Source organism: Nocardia miyunensis NBRC 108239, from assembly GCF_001613065.1.
GTDB lineage: Bacteria > Actinomycetota > Actinomycetes > Mycobacteriales > Mycobacteriaceae > Nocardia > Nocardia miyunensis.
Genome location: NZ_BDBQ01000004.1, coordinates 36,504 through 55,081 on the forward strand (window position 1 = coordinate 36,504; position 18,578 = coordinate 55,081).

Below are 18,578 nucleotides of genomic sequence, written 5' to 3' on the forward strand. Positions count from 1 at the left end.
GATGTCGGCCGGTGACAACCTCGAGCGTGAATATCCACCGTGTGAACCGGGTGTGCAGTTTGGGCCGTAGGCGTGCCGGGTGCGCTTGGGGCACTCGCATGTTCTCGGGGTGACTTTGCCGAATAAGCCTTGACCTTGACGTAGCGTCAACTTGCATGCTGGTTGCGTCGACGTGATCAGGGGAAACGGGTGGTGTTGGCCGTGGATGAGTGGTCCATTCAGGAGTTGGCGCGGGCGGCGGGGACGACCAGCCGCACGTTGCGACACTACGGGCAGCTCGGGTTGTTGCCGCCCAGCCGGGTCGGGGCCAATGGCTATCGGTATTACGACCAGGATTCCCTGGTGCGGTTGCAGCGCATCCTGTTGTTGCGCGAGCTCGGCCTCGGCCTGCCAGTCATCGCCGAAGTGCTTGCGGGGGAACAGGATACGGCGGCCGCATTGCGAACGCATCTGGAACTGCTGTACCAGCAGCGGGATCGGATCGCGCGGCAGATCGCGTCGGTGCACACGACATTGCGCAAGACGGAAGCAGGTGAGCCGCTCATGGCGGAGGAGACATTCGACGGATTCGACCACAGCCGATACAAGGACGAGGTGATCGAACGCTGGGGCAAGGAGGCGTACGAGAACAGCGATGCCTGGTGGCGCTCGATGAGCGCGGCGGATCGCAAGAAGTTCCAGCAGACCCATCTGGACATCGCCGCCGACTACGGCCGGGCGCATTCCACCGGTCTGGCGCCGGACAGTGCGCAGGTACAGGCGATCGCGCAACGGCACTACGACTGGATCACCACGGGCTGGGGCGGTGAGCAGCCCGATGCCTGCGCCTTCACCGGCCTCGGCGACATGTACGTCGCGGACCCGCGTTTCGCCGCGAATTACGACAAGCATGGTGAGGGCACGACCGAATTCGTCCGTGACGCGATGTACGCATACGCCGAAAACCGTTTGCATTAGCGGTGATTCGCGTTCATCCGGTACAGATCCCACAGGAGATGGATGGAGCTGCCCGGATATCGCAGGGCGACTCTTCCGGTGGCAACTCGATTGCCGTCGATTCGAATAAACTGGGGAACAGAGGATTTCGTCATACGCGCCGATCACGGTCGAATATCCCTGGGGGATGCCGGATTTCTGCGCGTCGGCGATCATCGATCGGGGTTCCGGGATGGTTTGCGCTCGGTCCGGATTGATGGATAGGTGAATATCATTGGTGGCGAACGAGTTTCACCTCAGCAGGCGGAAGTGGCCGTCGCCCGGTCGGCAGCGTTCACTCGCCGGTGATTTCGACGCCGGGGGCGATTTCGCAGTAATCCCGCACAGCTCGGATACCTTCTGTGTAGGGAATTTTCGGGTCGCCCGGGGCAAGCGTGCGCGGTAGAGTTCGCGCCCGAGATCAGGGGAGGAAAGGAAATCCGATGAGCTACCCATACGGCCAGCCAGGTTACGGCGGCGGTCAGCCTCAACCCTATGGCCAGCAGCCGGGCTATGCACAGCAGCCCGGATATCCACCGCAGCAGGGTTATCCACAACAGGGCTACCCGCAGCAAACTGGTTATCCGCAGCAGCCGGGTTATCCCCAGCAGCCGGGAGTGCCTCAGCCGCAGGGGTATCCCCAACAGCCGGGAATGCCTCAGCCGCAGGGTTTTCCCCAACAGTTCGGTAATGCACAGCCGTCCACCGGCGGCGGTACGGCGATCACTGCGGGTGTGCTTGCGATCGCGCTCGCCGTGCTCGGCATCATCGGGATCGTCGTCACCCTGAACGCCATGAGTGACGCGCAGGCGGCCATCGACAGCCTCAACAGCACGGTCGATTCGATGAACAGCCAGTACGGGACCAGCGTCAGCTCGCACCACGATTTCGACGCGGGCGGTTACTACTTCGGAGTGGTCATCGAGGCCATCATCGCCGTGCTGTTCCTCATCGGCGGATTCCTGCTGCTCAGACACAAGAACGGCGGGCGGATCATGCTGGCCGTGCTGTCCGGCCTCGGCGTGGTCGGCGGTCTGATCGGCATGATCATCGGATTCGCCTCCGGCGTACCGGCCTCGGCGGCGTTCTCCGTTCCCGGACTGGTGATCGTCGTCGTGATGCTCTTCCTGACCCTGTCCGCCTCTACGAAGCGCTGGTGCGGCGTGCGGCCGCCCCAGCCTCCGCAGATCAACTACGCGCCGCCTCAGTACCCGCGCTACTGATCAGCAGAGCAACGAAATGCCAACTCGGGCACAGGATCGCGATCCTGTGCCCGAGTCGATTCCGATGCCGGAACACGTGCGACGCGTCCGAACCGGCAACCGCCGTGCCGGTCGTGCGGAATATGCTTCGACAGAGCTGAATTCGGCGCTCGGCGCGGTAGAGTTCGCATCCGAAGATCTGGAGGGGGAGATATGATCTCGTGCGCGTACTGGGCCGGGCGCGCGGGCCGCCGCCCGACGCGGCGCCACGCTCGATTGATCACGCATCCCGGTGGTACACGGGCGGATTCATGATCAACGGGTGATTCGATACCGCGAGAGCCTATGCCGGGCACATGGTTTGGGTGATCCCGCGCAGAATGGGCGCGCCGTAGCGGACGGGGGCGAAGGCGAGAGTCAACCCGGTTGTCGCGCAGGAACTCTCGCAGCCCCGCCGCGTCGCTGTCGAGGGCGGCGCGGTCGATGGGCACTTCACGCCGCTGAACACGCCGCCGACGATGAAGCTCAGGAAGAACCCGGCCGTGGGCACCAGCCCCGCGATCACCTGCGCCGGAATCTTCACGATCCGGGTGGTCAGGATGAACACCTCGATGACGTCGTTCACCGTCAGGCGCGAGACCGACATCGTGTGATCCAGCCGCCTGGTGCGGACCGCGTCGAGTCCGTTGACCAGATAGGTGACGACGTCGTCGAACGTGGGTGAGCCGTGCCCGCAGGCGCCGGATGCGTCGGCGACGGGGACCGCGGCCAGCGCGCCGGATGCGCCGGCATGCGCGGGCGAGGGCGTCAGCAGGCCCGCGGCGAGCGCCGCCGACACCACGAGCGCGCCGAACAACGGGGTGAGGGGGCTGGTGATCCGCATGAGGGGTCTTTCGGTCGCGCTGAAGCGCGGCGCCATTGCCACGACAATGAACTGGTCGTCCGTTCAGTTGCCGCCATGTCATACCGCCCGGATGTCCGATTCCTCCCCACACTGCGAATTCCACGCGAAATGCGGATGTCGGGCATCGGAAATGTGCCGGTCGCGCGGGTCGGTTCGAGGCAGTGTGCTACTCCGCCGGGCGTCGTCGCGGACTTCCGATACGCTGGGCACCCGTGACCGCCGCAACGCCCTTCGATCTGATCATCGTCGGCTCCGGATTCTTCGGGCTGACCATCGCCGAACGTGCCGCCACCCAATTAGGCAAGCGGGTGCTGGTCGTCGAACGCCGCTACCACCTGGGCGGCAACGCATATTCCGAGGCGGATCCCGAAACCGGTATCGAGGTGCACAAATACGGTGCGCACCTGTTCCACACCTCGAACAAACGGGTCTGGGACTACGTCAACCAGTTCACCGAATTCACCGGCTACCAGCATCGCGTCTTCGCCATGCACAAGGGTCAGGCGTATCAGTTCCCGATGGGGCTGGGTCTGCTCTCGCAATTCTTCGGCCGCTATTTCACCCCCGCCGAGGCGCGCGCGCTGATCGCCGAGCAGTCCGCCGAGGTGGACGCCGCGGATGTGTCCAACCTCGAGGAGAAGGCCATCTCGCTGATCGGCCGCCCGCTGTACGAGGCGTTCATCCGCGACTACACCGCCAAGCAGTGGCAGACCGATCCGAAGGAACTGTCCGAGGGCATCATCAACCGCCTGCCGGTCCGGTACACCTTCGACAACCGCTACTTCAACGACACCTACGAGGGCCTGCCGCGCGAGGGCTACACCGCGTGGCTGGAGAAGATGGCCGAATCCGAGCTCATCGAGATCCGGTTGAACACCGACTGGTTCGAGGTGCGCGAGGAGATTCGCGCGCAGAGCCCGGACGCCCCGGTCGTGTACACCGGCCCGCTGGACCGCTACTTCGACTACAGCGCGGGCGAATTGGGTTGGCGCACCATCGATCTGGAGACCGAGGTGCTGAACACCGGTGATTTCCAGGGCACTTCGGTGATGAACTACAACGACGGCGACGTCCCGTTCACCCGCATCATCGAGCCGCGCCACTTCCACCCCGAGCGCGACTACCCGATGGACAAGACGGTGATCCAGCGCGAGTTCTCCCGTTTCGCGCAGACCGGCGACGAGCCGTACTATCCGATCAACAGCGCCGAGAACCGTGCGAAGCTGGTCGCCTACCGTGACCTGGCCAAGAACGAAACCGTCACGGCCAAGGTGCTTTTCGGCGGACGTTTGGGTACCTATCAGTACCTGGACATGCACATGGCGATCGGCAGCGCGCTGAGCATGTTCGACAACATCCTGCGCCCGCACCTGGAATCCGGCGCGCCCTTGGTCGAGCAAAACCAGTGATCCGCGCACGCGGCGGCGGCGGCGGCCGAGCAGGAAGTGAATTAACGGCTCTGCTGCCTGACGGCAAGAAGATCTCCAGCTCGGATCGCAACCGAAACCGCCCCCGAAGGAGGTGAATCCGATTGTCTTACATCTTCGACACTGACGTGGCCCCGTTCTGCCACGGCCAGAATCACTCTGGCAGCGTTCCGGTCCCGATCGTCGCGGAAGCCGCAACTCTCGCACCGGAAGTCTCGTTCGTGCAGTTCGAGTCTTTGCTTGGCTCTCGCAAAGCAGGAACTGCACGTCATCGTCGTGTAAGCGGGCCGGACCATCACCACCTTCCGCCCGGCCCGCACGGCACGCTGAACAAGCTCGCGTTTCACTGCACCGACTGCCGCGTCGGCGGCTTTGCGGGCCATGGTGGACTTCGCCAGGAACAGCGGTTCGAAGTCCTCGACAGCGATCAGATCATGGCGATCGACAACGCGTTTCGCCCAGACTCGCGACGAGTGGACGGTTTGCCGGGCGGCTTTCTTCAACAGTCGAGCAGCCTCGCGTTTGGCTTGTGCATAGCCTCTGGATTGCGCTCGGCCCTTACGGTGCCGTCGGGCCATCTTCCGTTGTGCCCTCGCCAACTCCGCAGCGCACCGTCGCCGATGGCCGGAATGCGGCAGGTCGAACGTGGGATCGGTGGCGGTCGCCGTGGTGGACACACCCCAGTCGATCCCGATACCGCCGTGCCCGGACGGGTGGACCTGGATCTCGCGGCGCACGACGAACGAGGCATACCAGTGACCGAGGCTGTCGCGGTAGACCCGCACCGACGTGGGCGGCGAGGGGAGTTCCCGCGACCACACCACCGGAATGGTGAGACCCCTGGGCAGCGCCAAACGGCCATCTCGGATCGAGAAGCCGCGAGTCGTGTATTGCAGCGACGGCAGGGACGTCTTGCGGGATTTGGCACTCGGACGGCCACGGCCTTTCACCTTGAACGAGTGGTCCAGCGACTGCGCGTAGTCGCGCAGCGTCTGCTGCTGGGCGACCTGCGAACCGTCACGCAACCATGGCAGCTTCGCCCGCGCTTCGGTAAGCAGCTTCCCCAGCCGTGCGAACGTCGGTTTCCGACCGGATTTCTGCTGGTGCACGGCTTCGTTCCACAGCCACCGGCAGCGGCCCCATTCGGCCAGCAACGCTTCCTCGGCAGTGCCCCCGGGCCTGAGCCGGTACGTGTACCGCACCACCTCATTCATTCGAACATACTATCGAAAGATGTTGCTATGTATCAACAGCGACACCTCCGCTCTACCCTCTCTGTTGTGAACGACGGAGTATCCAAGGCGGACAATCGGTGACCGCACAAGCGACCCTGGAACAGATGCCCACTCACACTCGCGCGATCTCGCTGCTACAGCGGGTCATCCTGCCGCGTCCGGGCGAACCGCTCGACGTGCGCACCCTCTACCTGGAGGAGTCGGAGACCAACGCCCGTCGCGCACACGCGGTCTCACGCACCTCGCTGTCGATCGGCGCGGAGTCCGAGGTCTCGTTCTGCACCTACTTCAACGCGGTTCCGGCCAGTTACTGGCGGCGCTGGAGTGTGCTGAACTCGGTGGTGCTGCGGCTCGAGCTGTCCGGCCACGGCCGGGTGGACGTGTACCGGTCCAAGGCCGACGGATCGCGAATTCACGTGCAGGGCAATGAATTCGGCACGATGCCCGCCGATCCGGCGCAGGGCGACGCCGAGCAGGCCGCCGGAATCGCCACGGAGTCGGTGGAATTCGAGGTCGAGCTGGCCCCGTTCGAGGACGGCGGCTGGATCTGGTTCGACATCACCACCGATTCGGCGGTCGAATTGCGCAGCGGCGGTTGGTACGCGCCGATCGAGGCGCCCGGCGCGGGCACCATCGCGGTCGGCATGCCCACCTTCAACCGTCCCGGCGACGCGGTGAAAACCATTGCCGCCCTTGGCTCGGACCCGCTGGTGCTGGAGAAGATCCGCGCGGTCATCATTCCGGACCAGGGCACCCGCAAGGTCGTCGACGAACCCGGATTCGCCGAAGCCGCTGTGCCGCTGGGTGATCGGCTGGCCTTCCACAACCAGCCCAACCTGGGCGGATCCGGCGGATACAGCCGGGTCATGTACGAGGCGTTGAAGACCACCGACGCCGAGTACATCGTCTACATGGACGACGACATCGAGATCGAGCCGGACTGCATCCTGCGCGCCCTGGCCTTCTCCCGGTTCGCCCGCTCGCCCATTCTCACCGGCGGCCAGATGCTCAACCTGCAGGAACGTTCGCATCTGCACACCATGGGCGAGGTGGTGGACCGCTCCATCTTCATGTGGACCGCCGCCCCGAACGTGGAATACGACCACGACTTCTCCAAGAATCCGCTGCGCGACCGCGACAACTCCAAGCTGCTGCACCGCCGCATCGACGTGGATTTCAACGGCTGGTGGACCTGCGTCATCCCGCGCAAGGTCGCCGAGGAACTCGGCCAGCCGCTGCCGCTGTTCCTGAAGTGGGACGACGTCGAATACGGTTTGCGCGCACGCGAACACGGCTATCCGACGGTCACCCTGCCGGGTGCGGCGGTCTGGCACATGGCCTGGTCCGACAAGGACGACGCGATCGACTGGCAGGCGTACTTCCATCTGCGCAATCGCCTGGTCGTGGCCTCCCTGCACCTGCCCAACGACGGCCGTCCGATGGTGGTCAACACCATCAAGGCGACGCTGAAACACCTGCTGTGCCTGGAGTATTCGACGGTCGCCATCCAGAACGAGGCGATCCGCGACTACCTCGCCGGACCCGACAAGCTGTTCGGCCTGCTGCCCACCGCGCTGGGCAAGGTGCACGCCATGCGCAAGGAATTCCCCGACGCGGTGACCCTGCCCTCCTCCACCGAACTGCCGCTGGCCTCGCACGCCGAGGTCGGCGCGGTCGGCGAACCGGGCAATCCGATCGCCAAGGTGGCGCGCCTGGGTAAAGGCCTGTTGCACAACGTCCGCAAGGCCAACCCGAAGCACCACGAGACTCCGCAGCTGAACGTCCCCACGCTCGACGCGCGCTGGTTCCTGCTCTCGCAGGTGGACGGCGTCACCGTGACCACGGCCGACGGCCGCGGCGTGGTGTACCGCAAGCGCGATCCGCGCAAGGCGCTCGAGCTGTTCAAGGAAGCCATGCGGTTGCGCCGGGAACTGGCCGAGCGTTTCCCCGAGGTGCGCAACCAGTATCGTGCGGCGCACGCGAAGCTGACCAGCACCGCGGCCTGGGAGGACGCCTTCGGCATCGGCCAGGCCGCGAGCAAACAGGAGAACCCGAAATGACCGCAGAAGCCGCCGACGCGATCGGCAGGTCGCCCGGACTGCATGTCGTGCCCGATCCGCAGACGCGATCGGGCGAGGTCAAGGTCCTCAACGCCGTGCAGGGCACCATCGGCCGCAGCCCGGCCGTGATCTCGGCCGCGCGCGGAATGTCCCATTTCGGGGAGCACTCGCTGGGCTGGATGGCGATCGGGGCGGTCGGCGCACTCGTCGACAAGCCGCGCCGGCGGCAGTGGGCGGGTGTGGCGGTCGGCGCGTTCGGCTCCCATGCCGCATCGGTCGTCATCAAGCGGATCGTCCGGCGCAAGCGCCCGCACGATCCGTCGGTGCAGGTCAACGTATCGACGCCGAGCAAATTGAGTTTCCCGTCCTCGCACGCGACTTCCACCACGGCGGCGGCGGTGTTGCTCGGACGGCTGACCGGGCTACCCTTGCCTGCGGTGCTCGTGCCCCCGATGCTGCTCTCCCGGATGGTTCTGGGAGTGCACTATCCCTCCGACGTGCTCGCCGGTTCCGCGCTGGGCGCCGCGTCAGCTGCCGCCGTGCTAGCCGCCGAAAAGAGATTTGCCAGTGACCGCACAGGAAAGAGCCCTCGCTGAAATGAGTGAAGAGCCGACCGGCACCGACCTCGACGAAGCCGTCCTGAAGGGCCCGCCCAAGACCCTGGCCGGGGGTCTGATCAAGACCATGCGGCCACGTCAGTGGGTGAAGAACGTCCTGGTGCTGGCGGCGCCGCTGGCGGCGGGCAAACTGCCCGACGGCAGTTACGCGATCGCCGATGTGACGCGCGACTGGCACATCGGCATCGCCTTCGCGGTCTTCTGCATGGCGGCCTCGGGCATCTACCTGATCAACGACGCGATGGACGTCGAGGCGGACCGGGCCCACCCGACCAAGCGTTATCGTCCGATCGCGGCCGGTGTCGTGCCGATCAATCTGGCCTACGCGCTGTCGGTCGTGCTGCTGGCCGGCTCGCTGGTGATCTCGTTCGTGGCCGCCTGGCAGCTCGCGGTCACGATGGCGGTGTACATCGGCATTCAGCTGGGCTACTGCTTCGGACTCAAACATCAAGCGGTGCTGGACATCTGCATCGTCTCCTCGGGCTTCCTGCTGCGCGCGGTCGCCGGTGGCGCGGCCGCGGACATCCGGCTGTCGCAGTGGTTCCTGCTGATCATGGCGTTCGGCTCGCTGTTCATGGCGGCCGGAAAGCGCTACGCGGAGTTGAAGATCGCCCTCGACACCGGCGCGAAGATCCGAAAGTCGCTGCAGTACTACACGCCGACCTATCTGCGATTCATCTGGACGTTGTCGGCCACGGCGCTGGTGGTGTTCTACGGCCTGTGGGCTTTCGAGACCGACCACAAGCACACCCAGTGGTTCGCCATCTCGATGATTCCGTTTACGATCGCAGTCCTGCGTTACTCGGTCGACGTCGATGGCGGCGAGGCCGGTGAACCCGAAGAGATCGCGCTGGGGGACCGCATCCTGCAGTTCCTGGCCATCGCCTGGATCGGAGCGGTAGGTGTCGCTGTCTATCTCACCTGACGAGATGTTGGCAGACGGGGAAGAGCGGGAGGGGACGGACGGTTCGGGCGGATCGCTCGACCGTGTCGAGCTACGTGATCCCGCACGGCGTTTCGCGCTGTTCGCCCGCCTGGCATTCGTCGGTGGGATTGCCACCACCGTGGTCGTGTTCGCCTGCGGCGCCTGGGCGCGTCGGTGGATCGCGGACGACGGCCTGATCGTCCTGCGCACCGTGCGCAATCTGATGGCCGGAAACGGCCCGGTCTTCAACGTGGGCGACCGCGTGGAGACCAACACCAGCGCCGCGTGGACCTACGTGATCTGGTTCTTCAGCTGGATCACCCACGCCCGCCTGGAATACGTGAGCCTGTTGACCGCGCTGACGCTGTCGCTGCTCGCGGTGGTGTTCGCGATGCTGGGCGCGGCGCGGCTGTGGGGCGGTGCGGCAACGCAATTGCTGCTTCCGGCCGGTGCGGTGGTCTACATCGCGGTGCCCCCGGCCCGCGACTACGCCACCTCCGGCCTGGAGAACTGCCTGGTCATCTTCTGGCTCGGCGTGCTGTGGTATCTGCTGATGCGCTGGTCGCAGGCCGAACGCGTCCGGCTGCCAAGCCTTTTCGGCCTGGTGTTCTGGGCCGGGCTGTGCTGGGTGGTGCGTCCGGAGATGACCATCCTGGGCGGGCTGGCCCTGCTGCTGGTGTTCTGCGCGCCGATGCCCGCCTCGCGGCTGCGGCCGATTCTGCTGCGCGCCTGCATCGTTGCCGTCGGCGGTCTGGTTCCGGTCGGATATCAGATCTGGCGGATGGGGTACTACGGACTTCCGGTGCCCAACACCGCGGTCGCCAAGGAGGCGGGCGGTGCGAAGTGGGGTCAGGGTTTCAAATACCTGTGGGATATGAGCGGGCCGTACTTCCTGTGGGCGCCGCTGCTGGTGCTGGCGATCGTCGCGGTGCTGATCCTGCGCGCGCGCCGGCCGCAGCGCCCCTCCTCGACCGAGACCGATGCGGAATCGACTGCGGCGCAGGGACGTTCGGGCCTGCTCGGCCGGATCGAACGCGTCCGGCAGCAGTTGCGGACCCCGCGTGCGGTGGTGACGTTGATCCTGGTCGGCGCGCTGCTGCTGATCACCTTCGAACTGCGCGTCGGCGGCGATTTCATGCACGGCCGAATGCTGTTGCCGCAGTTGTTCACCCTGCTGCTGCCGGTCTCGGTGGTGCCGGTGTGGCGACTCGGGGCGGCCGCGCGCGGTGCGCTGCACCGGAATTGGGCGTTCGCGCTGCCGGTGGTCTGGGTGGCCACGATCGCCTGGGCGCTGTTCGCGTCGAACACCACCGGTAACAAGGCGGGCGCGAACATCAGCACGGACGGCATCGTCGACGAGCGAATCTACTACGTGCTCAACAGCGGTCACGATCATCCGATCCTGGCCGAGGACTATCTGGACTATCCGCGCATGCGGGCGATGGTCGACGGCATAAACAACACCCCGAACGGCGGTCTGCTGCTGAACTCGCCGTCGTTCATGATGTGGTACATCGCGCCGCCGCCGCAGCCGATCCCGCAGGGCGGGGCCGGTCACACCGTTTACTTCCTGAACCTCGGCATGACCAGCATGAACGTTCCGCTGAACGTGCGCGTCATCGATCAGGAGGGCCTGGCCTATCCGCTTGCCGCGCATTCGGACCGGCTCACCGACGGCCGCATCGGGCACGACAAGAACCTCTACCCGGACTGGCCGCTGGCCGATACCGGCATGGTCGACCGGCATCCGTGGATGCCCTGGTACATGGACGAGAAGTGGGCGATGCGGGCGCACACCGCGCTGTCGTGCCCGGCCACCCAGGATCTGCTGGCCTCCTCGCGGGCCCCGCTGACGCTCTCGCGGTTCAAGCACAATGTGATCCAGGCGTGGTCGTTCTCCAAGTACCGCCTCGATCGCGTGCCCAAGTACGAGATCGAGCGTTGTCACCTGGTCGACCCGGTCCCGCCGCCGCCTCCGCCGGCGCTCACACCGCCGAAGTAGGTCCTCGGCACAGCGACGGGGCCCGGACCTTACGGTAGCTGTGAAGTGGCTGTGTATTCGAGGTGCGGTCCGGCTCGGTCGAGAACCGGGCCGGACGGTCGAGGTGTCCAGGTCATCGTGGACGCAGTTCGTCGCCTCCGGTTGTCGGGATGCCCCGGCCGTGATGTGATGGCGACCTGTTCTAAACTGCGTTTTCTACCACTTCATCTCATTTTGGTAACGCTGCGGCGTGGTTGAGGCGATATGGTTACCGAGTACTTCCGTCCGGCGGTGCAGGCCATTCCTGTGCTGATGGACGGCCCGCACGAAGCGGCCGAGCCCGGCCGCACAAGGGAAAGGCCGAACAGGATATGCGAGGCGTGACTGTGCGTTGGGCGCAGGAAAGACGTCGGAGACGGTCGTTGGATCGGGGTACACAACGACGGCCCGGCTGGATGAGGCGCTCGGCGCTCGGACTGGCGTTGGCTACGCTGTTGCCACTGGCGATGTCCGCGGCGGAGGCGGGTACCGCGTCCGCGGCGTTCACCCCCACCGGATTCGACTTCTGGGTCAATTCGGCGACCATGGGTCCGATCAAGTCGCGGGTCTTCCGCGCCGCCGACGGCAACACCGACCGCGTGGTGTACGCGCTCGACGGTGAACGCGCCGGTCTGGACCTGTCCGGCTGGGAGATCAACACCAACGTCGCGAATGCGCTCACCCGCGCCAACATCAACGTGGTGATGCCGGTGGGCGGCCAGTCCAGTTTCTATATGGACTGGAATTCGCCCAGTTCGTTCCTGGGCATTCCGCCGCAGTCCGGTTCGTCGGGTTCCTCCTCGGGTTCGTCGTCGGGCTCGGGTGGACTGCAGATTCTCGGTGAGGGCCCGGGTAAGAGCTACCGGTACACCTGGGAGACCTTCGTCACCCACGACCTGCGCAACGCACTGCATGACCGGCTCGGTTTCCGGACCACCCGCAACGGCGTGTTCGGCCTGTCGATGGGCGGCAGCGCCGCGTTGACGCTGGCCGCGCACCACCCGGACATGTTCCACTACGCGGGCGCGTATTCGGGTTATCTGAACATCTCCGGTCCCGGTATGCGGGAGGCGTTGCGCGCGGCGATGATCGACGCGGGTGGCTACAACATCGACTCGATGGCCCCGCCGTGGAGCCCGAAGTGGTACTACATGGATCCGTTCGTCTTCGCGCCGCAGCTCAAGGCCAACAACACCAGGCTGTGGGTCGCGGCGGGCAGCGGTATCCCGGGTTCGGGTGATGTGTCCAACGCGATGGACGTCATCCAGGGATCCCCGCTCGAGACGCTGGCCCTGGCCAATACCCGGGCCTTCCAGATCCGCATGCTGAGCCTGGGCGCGAAGAACGCCATCTACGATTTCCCGACCTTCGGCGTGCACAACTGGCACAACTGGGAGACCGAGGTCGACAAGATGATCCCCGACCTGTCCGCCAACATCGGCTGACCGGCCTTCCGCGCAGGGTCCGAACGCAACTGGCCCCAGGGTGAATTGATCACTCTGGGGCCAGTTGCTGTCCATTAGCCTGTATCGGCTGCGACACGGTTGCATCGTTTCCGGTGTGGCTGGCGCTGTTTCGGGAGAACTCGGGTTTCAATCATCTTCGTGCGTGATGAGGTCGTCGATACTCGATCCGTATCGACGATCCGTGCAGTACGGAGGCGCACCGTATGCGCCGAGGAGTTCGTCTGTGTTGTCCGAATAGATGGGTGTCGGGCCGCGAGCGGGTATGCGGACGACCGATGCCCGAGCGAAAGGCGAGACCCGATGCGATTTGCGCCCAGGAAGCCAGGCCTCGGTTCACCCGGCTCCCGACAATCGTTCAGCGGCCGCAGGTTCGGCCGCTCGGCGCGAAGGTGGTTCGGCCGCACGGCGATGGCGGCGGCGTTGGTCGTGGCGATGCCGATCGGGCTGGCGGTGCACGGCGAGGTTCCGCGCGCCGCGGCGGCATTCGATCCGCATGCCTTCGACTTCTGGGTGAACAATGCGGTGATGGGACCGGTGAAGACCCGGGTCCTGCGCGCTCGCGACGGTAATACCGATCGCGTCGTCTACGCCCTCGACGGCATGCGCGCCCGGCAGGACCTCAATGGCTGGGAGATCGAGACCAATGTCGCCGAGGTGCTGGCCAACTGGAATATCAATGTGGTGATGCCGGTCGGCGGTCAGTCCAGCTTCTACGCCGACTGGAATGCGCCGAGTTCGTTCGTCGGCCTGCCGCCGACCAATACCGGCTCCGCCACCGGATCGGGTGCGACCGAGACGTTCATGGCCGGGCCGGGTAAGAGCTACCGGTACGACTGGGAGACATTCCTGACCCGGGATCTGCGCAACGCGCTGCACGACCGGCTCGGTTTCCGGTCCACGCGCAACGGCGCGTTCGGCCTGTCGATGGGCGGCAGCGCGGCGCTGATGCTGGCGGCGTATCACCCCGACCAGTTCAGTTATGCCGGGGCGTTCTCCGGATATCTCAACGTTTCCGCACCAGGTATGCGCGAGGCCCTCCGGACGGCCATGATCGACGCGGGCGGATACAACGTGGATTCGATGGCGCCGCCGTGGGGGGCGAAGTGGCTGGCGATGGATCCGTTCGTGTTCGCGCCCAGGCTGGTCGCGAACAATACGAGGGTGTGGATCGCCGCCGGCAGCGCCCTTCCCGACCAGGCGGATCTGGCACCGCCGGTCGTCGCCGCGGCCGATCGCGTGATCCGCGGTATGCCGCTGGAATTCCTGGCGCTGTTGAACACTCGGGCGTTCCAGGTGCGAATGCAGACGCTCGGCGCTCGCAACGCGGTGTATTCGTTCCCCCAATACGGCATCCACGACTGGATCAACTGGAGTAACGAGGCGTATCGCATGATTCCGGACATGTCGCACAATATCGGCTGATCGGGATGGTCACGTTCGGCCCGGGGCCGGTGGGCCCCGGGCCGAATGCGGTCCGGCCGTGTTCGGCGGCGTCGGCCGACGCGCGGATTGTGTTGTACTGCGCGCCTATTCGGATATGTGAACATTCCGGAAACGGTGATCATGCCGGGTGGTATCTGTGAACTCGCCGCTGCCCCGGGCGAATTCGGACAGCGGCGCGCTGTCGAGCGGATTCGCAGTTACCACGAATTCCCGGATCCAGGAAGGGTTCCCGCGACATAACCGCGCGAACGCGATAGGGTCACTGCACGATTACGAAAGGTCTCGGGCGGATTTCGGACATGGGTTCGCCCCTCATCTTGCTAACCGCCGATCCGTCGAATATGGTCCAGCGAGCGCAAGTGTGACCACCTCGTAGACGCGCCGTTGCTCGCTTCGGAGATCGGGATCCGAGGTGAGTGTGTATCGTGCCGCCGACAGCAGTCCGACTGCGGTTATGCGGCACGCCTACAACAGCAGACTACAGCAGCAGAAAGTGAGCAGTATCCATGCGTTTCGGCAGGTCCGCCGCGCCGGCGTCGGATTCGGCGCCCGCCTCGGCGGAAGTCCACACAGGGCGGCGAAATGCTCGGTTCGGTTGGCGCGCGCGACTTCTCGCCGTCGGTGCCGCAGCACTGGCGCTCCCGCTGGCGACGGCAGCAGCAGTCCCGTCGCTCGCCACCGCGTCCCCGATCGTGGGTCACCCGGTGCACAGCACTCCGCCCGGCGGCTACCAGCAGCTGATGGTTCCCTCCTCCATGGGCCCGATCAAGGTCCAGGTGCAGTGGGCCCGGCGCGGCGGCAATGCCGCGCTGCTGCTGCTCGACGGTCTGCGCGCCCGCGACGATCGCAACGCGTGGTCGTTCGAGACCAACGCGCAGCAGATGTTCGGTAACGACAACGTCACGCTGGTCATGCCGGTGGGCGGTCAGTCCAGCTGGTACGCGGACTGGCAGTCGCCGAGTAACACCAACGGCCAGAAGTTCACCTACATGTGGGAGACGTTCCTGACCAAGGAACTGCCCGACTTCCTGGGTAGGTACGGCGTCTCGCACTCCAACTGGGCAGTCGCGGGTCTATCGATGAGCGGTCCGGCCGCGTTGCGGCTGGCCGGGTTCCACCGTAACCAGTTCAAGTACGCGGCCTCGTTCTCGGGCCCGCTGAACTGGAACGCGCCGGGTATGCGCGAGGCGATCCGCGTCATGATGCTCGACGCCGGTCGCTTCAACGCCGACTCGATGGCCGCACCGTGGAGTCCGCAGTGGCTGCGCTCGGACCCGATGGTCTTCGCCCCGCAGCTGCGCGGCCTGCCGATGTTCATCTCTTCCGGCAGCGGTCTGCCGGATCAGCGCGACAACTTGAGTTCGGCTGTGGGCCTGTTCAATACGGGTAACGCCATGGCGCTCGAGGCCATCGCGATGGTCAGCACTTATACCTTCCAGGCGCGTCTGCAGTCGCTGGGTATCCCGGCCACCTACGACTTCCCGGCCACCGGTACCCACATCTGGCGGAACTGGCAGGACGAGCTGGCCAAGGCCCGTCCGGGCATCCTGCGCGCACTTCATGCCTGACATGTAATCGGTATTTCCCCGACCGGCGCCGTGCCTCGTGCACGGCGCCGGTTGTCGTTTGCGGCCGGTTTGTCCGTGACTCTCCGGTCGTTGAATGGACAACCCCTAGTGTTATCCGCGCGTCGGCACGTTCAAACGTGATTTGCGCGGTAGAAAAACCCCTGTGGCAGGTGTGGCGTATGAGAGCAGAGGGAGTGTCAAACGCGCCCGCGCGCGCCGATTCAGGCTCGCGGCGCTATCCGCCGCTGTCGTCCTACCGATCGCAGCGGGCTATTCGGCAGGTGTGCCGGCTATCGCCCAGCCACCCTCAGTTCCGACCCCCGCACCACGGCAGCCCGCCCCCCGAACCTCAACTTCCCCGGCTCCCGCAGTCCCACCCCAACCGGCCCCAGCCGCTCCGGCACATGCGGCCCCGGCCGCCGCGCCTACGTCGTCAGTTGCGGCTGCTCGGCCTGCCGCGGCACCCGCTCCGGCCCCGGTCGTGCCAGCTCCCGCGGCTCCGGCCCCCGCGAGATCGGCAGCGCGTGAAGCTCCGGCTGAGATCGCTGCCCCGAGGCGCGCCTCGGCTGCTCCGACGCCTGCCCCTGCGGCTTCCGCTCCTCCGGCTCGAGTAGCTCCGCACGAGGTCGCCGCGCCCACTCCGGCTCCTGCTGCGCCCGCGTCGGCACCGGCTGCTCCGGCTCCCACTGCTCACGCTCCTGCCCCTGCGGCTGCTCCGGCTCCGGCTCCCACTGCTCACCCTCCCGTCCCTGCGGCTGCTCCGGCCGCCCCCGCACCGGCTCCTGCTGCACCGGCTCCGGCTGCCGGGACGACACCGGCGGCGGGTATGCAGCCTCCTGCTCCGCCCGCGCCGAAGCCCGCGGCCCCGAAGCCTGCCGCTCCGGCGCCTCAGCCGGCGGCTCCTGCTCCCGCGCCCCAGGCTGCTCCCGCGCCGCAGCCGGCGGCTCCTGCGCCGCAAGCCGCGCAACCGGCTCCCGCACCGCAGGCCAAGCCGGCGCCGGCGCCCGCTCCGCTGCCGGGTGGGGCGAGTGTGCAGAAGGTGGTGTGGCTGAACCACCGGTGGGTTTCGCTGTGGGTCAATTCGCCGTCCATGGCCACGCCGGTTCAGGTGCAGTTGTTGCTGCCGCGTGATTGGTACACCCGGCCGGATATGCGTTTTCCGCAGCTGATCATGCTCGACGGGCTGCGGGCGACCGACGATTACAGCGGCTGGACGCACGACGCCGGTGCGACCGACTTCTTCGCCGACAAGGATGCGCTGGTCGTGCTGCCGATCGGCGGGCAGTCCAGCTTCTACTCCGACTGGGCCAAGCCCGACAACGGCAAGAACTACCAGTGGGAGACCTTCCTGACCAAGGAACTGTCCCCGGTCCTCGAGAGTCAGTGGCGGGCCACGACCGTGCGCGGTGTGGAAGGACTGTCGATGGGCGGCACGGCGGCGATGTTCCTGGCCGGGCGAAATCCGAACTGGGTCAAGTACGCGGCCTCGTATTCGGGCTTCCTGACCACAACGACGCTGGGCATGCCGCAGGCGATCATGTACGCGATGCGTGACGCGGGGGGCTTCGACGCCAACAACATGTGGGGTCCGCCAACCAGTTCGGAATGGGCCGCGCACGATCCCGCGGGTCTGGCCGAGAAGCTCAAAGGGATCAGCCTGTACGTCTCCGCGGGCGCGGGCACCACGGGGACCTATGACACGCCATCGGGTGTCGCACCGGGTATGAGCACGAATGTCGCCGGTATGGGCCTCGAGGTCCTGTCCCGCCTGACCACCCAGAACTTCGTCAGCAAGCTGAACAAGCTGGCGATCCCGGTGACCGCGGAATATCGCCCCTCGGGCACGCATTCCTGGCCGTACTGGGATTTCGAGATGCGGCAGTCCTGGCCGCAGGCCGCGCAGGCGCTCGGCCTGCAGGCCGACGCCCCCGCCTGCACTTCCGGCGGCGCGATCGCGGGCGCGGCCAAGGTCGGTCACTGGCTCGGCGCGTGCACCACCGGCGAATACCAGGTGGCGGGTGGCAGCGCACAGGACTTCCACGGCGGTCAGGTCTTCTGGTCTCCGGCGACCGGTGCGCATCCGGTGGCCGGTGCGATCAGCGGCACCTATCAGGCGACCGCGGGACCCGCTGGGCCGCTGGGCTTTCCGGTCTCCGACGAACGTCCGCTGCCCGACGGCCACGGACGTTTCCAGAACTTCCGCGACGGCGTGATCTATTGGTCCCCGCAGACCGGCGCGCAGGTGGTGCGCGGGGCGATCCTGGACGCGTGGCGTCAGCTGGGACTCGAGCGCGGCCCGGCCGGATATCCGACGGGACCGGAGACCAGGACACCGAACCGGGACGGCGTGGTGCAGGGCTTCCAGAACGGCCCGATGTACTACAGCGCCAAGTCCGGAGCCCACCGGGTGGTGGGGCTGATCCTGGGCAAGTACGCGCAGCTGGGTTTCGAGAACAGTTTCCTCGGTTTCCCGGTCGCACCGGAACAGCCGCTGGTCAACGCCGGTCGGATCAGCCGGTTCGAGGGCGGCAACATCTACTGGAGTCCGCTGTCGGGCGCGTGGGCGGTACGCAACGGACCGATCATGGACGCCTGGGGGAAGCAGGGCTTCGAACACGGCAAGCTCGGCTTCCCGATCAGCGACGAGTTCGCGGTCCCCGGCGGCGTACAGCAGAACTTCCAGACCGGCTTCATCGTGATCCACGCCGGAAAGCCCGAAATCCACGGGCTGTAGAT

14 protein-coding genes are annotated in these 18,578 nt (G+C 66.1%); 11 read left to right on the forward strand and 3 right to left on the reverse strand.

Annotated elements, in window-relative coordinates; translation table 11 throughout:
* Window positions 1-201: 201 nt before the first annotated feature.
* Both NM2_RS03170 and NM2_RS50785 read left to right on the forward strand, forming a co-directional pair.
* Complete coding sequence (locus tag NM2_RS03170; protein ID WP_067663780.1) at window positions 202-957, forward strand: MerR family transcriptional regulator; 756 nt, start codon at window positions 202-204, stop codon at window positions 955-957.
* Between the two features lie 461 nt (window positions 958-1,418).
* Complete coding sequence (locus NM2_RS50785) at window positions 1,419-2,198, forward strand: DUF948 domain-containing protein (RefSeq protein ID WP_176586718.1); 780 nt, start codon at window positions 1,419-1,421, stop codon at window positions 2,196-2,198.
* A 322-nt stretch (window positions 2,199-2,520) separates the two neighbouring features.
* On the opposite strand, the gene NM2_RS03180 is transcribed toward NM2_RS50785, so the two are convergent.
* Window positions 2,521-3,060, reverse strand: coding sequence for a hypothetical protein (locus NM2_RS03180; RefSeq protein WP_067663747.1), 540 nt, complete (start codon window positions 3,058-3,060; stop codon window positions 2,521-2,523).
* A 233-nt stretch (window positions 3,061-3,293) separates the two neighbouring features.
* Here NM2_RS03180 and glf point away from each other — a divergent pair, with 233 nt between their 5' ends.
* Complete coding sequence (gene glf, locus NM2_RS03185) at window positions 3,294-4,490, forward strand: UDP-galactopyranose mutase (protein ID WP_067663750.1); 1,197 nt, start codon at window positions 3,294-3,296, stop codon at window positions 4,488-4,490.
* A gap of 41 nt (window positions 4,491-4,531) precedes the next feature.
* Here glf and NM2_RS03190 read toward each other — a convergent pair whose 3' ends face one another.
* Window positions 4,532-5,662, reverse strand: coding sequence for an RNA-guided endonuclease InsQ/TnpB family protein (locus NM2_RS03190; RefSeq protein ID WP_245717818.1), 1,131 nt, complete (start codon window positions 5,660-5,662; stop codon window positions 4,532-4,534).
* A 185-nt stretch (window positions 5,663-5,847) separates the two neighbouring features.
* Between NM2_RS03190 and NM2_RS03195 the strand changes: the two genes are divergently transcribed.
* From NM2_RS03195 to NM2_RS03225, 7 genes are all read left to right on the forward strand, one after another.
* Window positions 5,848-7,803, forward strand: coding sequence for a glycosyltransferase (locus tag NM2_RS03195; protein WP_067663755.1), 1,956 nt, complete (start codon window positions 5,848-5,850; stop codon window positions 7,801-7,803).
* A complete protein-coding gene (locus NM2_RS03200; protein ID WP_084530432.1) occupies window positions 7,800-8,399 on the forward strand; it encodes a phosphatase PAP2 family protein in 600 nt (199 codons plus the stop codon). The genes NM2_RS03195 and NM2_RS03200 overlap by 4 nt, the downstream gene beginning before the upstream one ends.
* Before the next feature lies 1 nt (window position 8,400).
* On the forward strand, window positions 8,401-9,345 hold the full coding sequence (locus tag NM2_RS03205; RefSeq protein WP_067663758.1) for a decaprenyl-phosphate phosphoribosyltransferase: 945 nt from the start codon (window positions 8,401-8,403) through the stop codon (window positions 9,343-9,345).
* A gap of 4 nt (window positions 9,346-9,349) precedes the next feature.
* Window positions 9,350-11,347, forward strand: coding sequence for an arabinofuranosyltransferase AftB family protein (locus NM2_RS03210; RefSeq protein WP_067663760.1), 1,998 nt, complete (start codon window positions 9,350-9,352; stop codon window positions 11,345-11,347).
* A gap of 434 nt (window positions 11,348-11,781) precedes the next feature.
* On the forward strand, window positions 11,782-12,810 hold the full coding sequence (locus tag NM2_RS03215; RefSeq protein WP_067663762.1) for an alpha/beta hydrolase: 1,029 nt from the start codon (window positions 11,782-11,784) through the stop codon (window positions 12,808-12,810).
* Window positions 12,811-13,239: 429 nt separating this feature from the next.
* Window positions 13,240-14,253, forward strand: a complete 1,014-nt coding sequence (locus NM2_RS03220) for an alpha/beta hydrolase (RefSeq protein WP_067663765.1) — start codon at window positions 13,240-13,242, stop codon at window positions 14,251-14,253.
* 527 nt (window positions 14,254-14,780) lie between these two features.
* Window positions 14,781-15,842 carry an alpha/beta hydrolase gene (locus tag NM2_RS03225; protein WP_084530434.1) on the forward strand — a complete coding sequence of 354 codons (1,062 nt, stop codon included), beginning with the start codon at window positions 14,781-14,783 and terminating at the stop codon, window positions 15,840-15,842.
* A gap of 425 nt (window positions 15,843-16,267) precedes the next feature.
* Here the strand turns inward: NM2_RS03225 and NM2_RS03230 are convergent, their stop codons facing one another.
* Window positions 16,268-16,657 (reverse strand): hypothetical protein, encoded by a 390-nt coding sequence (locus NM2_RS03230; RefSeq protein ID WP_157120860.1) that lies wholly within the window; start codon window positions 16,655-16,657, stop codon window positions 16,268-16,270.
* 11 nt (window positions 16,658-16,668) lie between these two features.
* On the opposite strand from NM2_RS03230, the gene NM2_RS03235 reads away from it, so the two are divergent.
* Window positions 16,669-18,576, forward strand: coding sequence for an alpha/beta hydrolase-fold protein (locus NM2_RS03235; RefSeq protein WP_084530435.1), 1,908 nt, complete (start codon window positions 16,669-16,671; stop codon window positions 18,574-18,576).
* Window positions 18,577-18,578 lie beyond the last annotated feature (2 nt).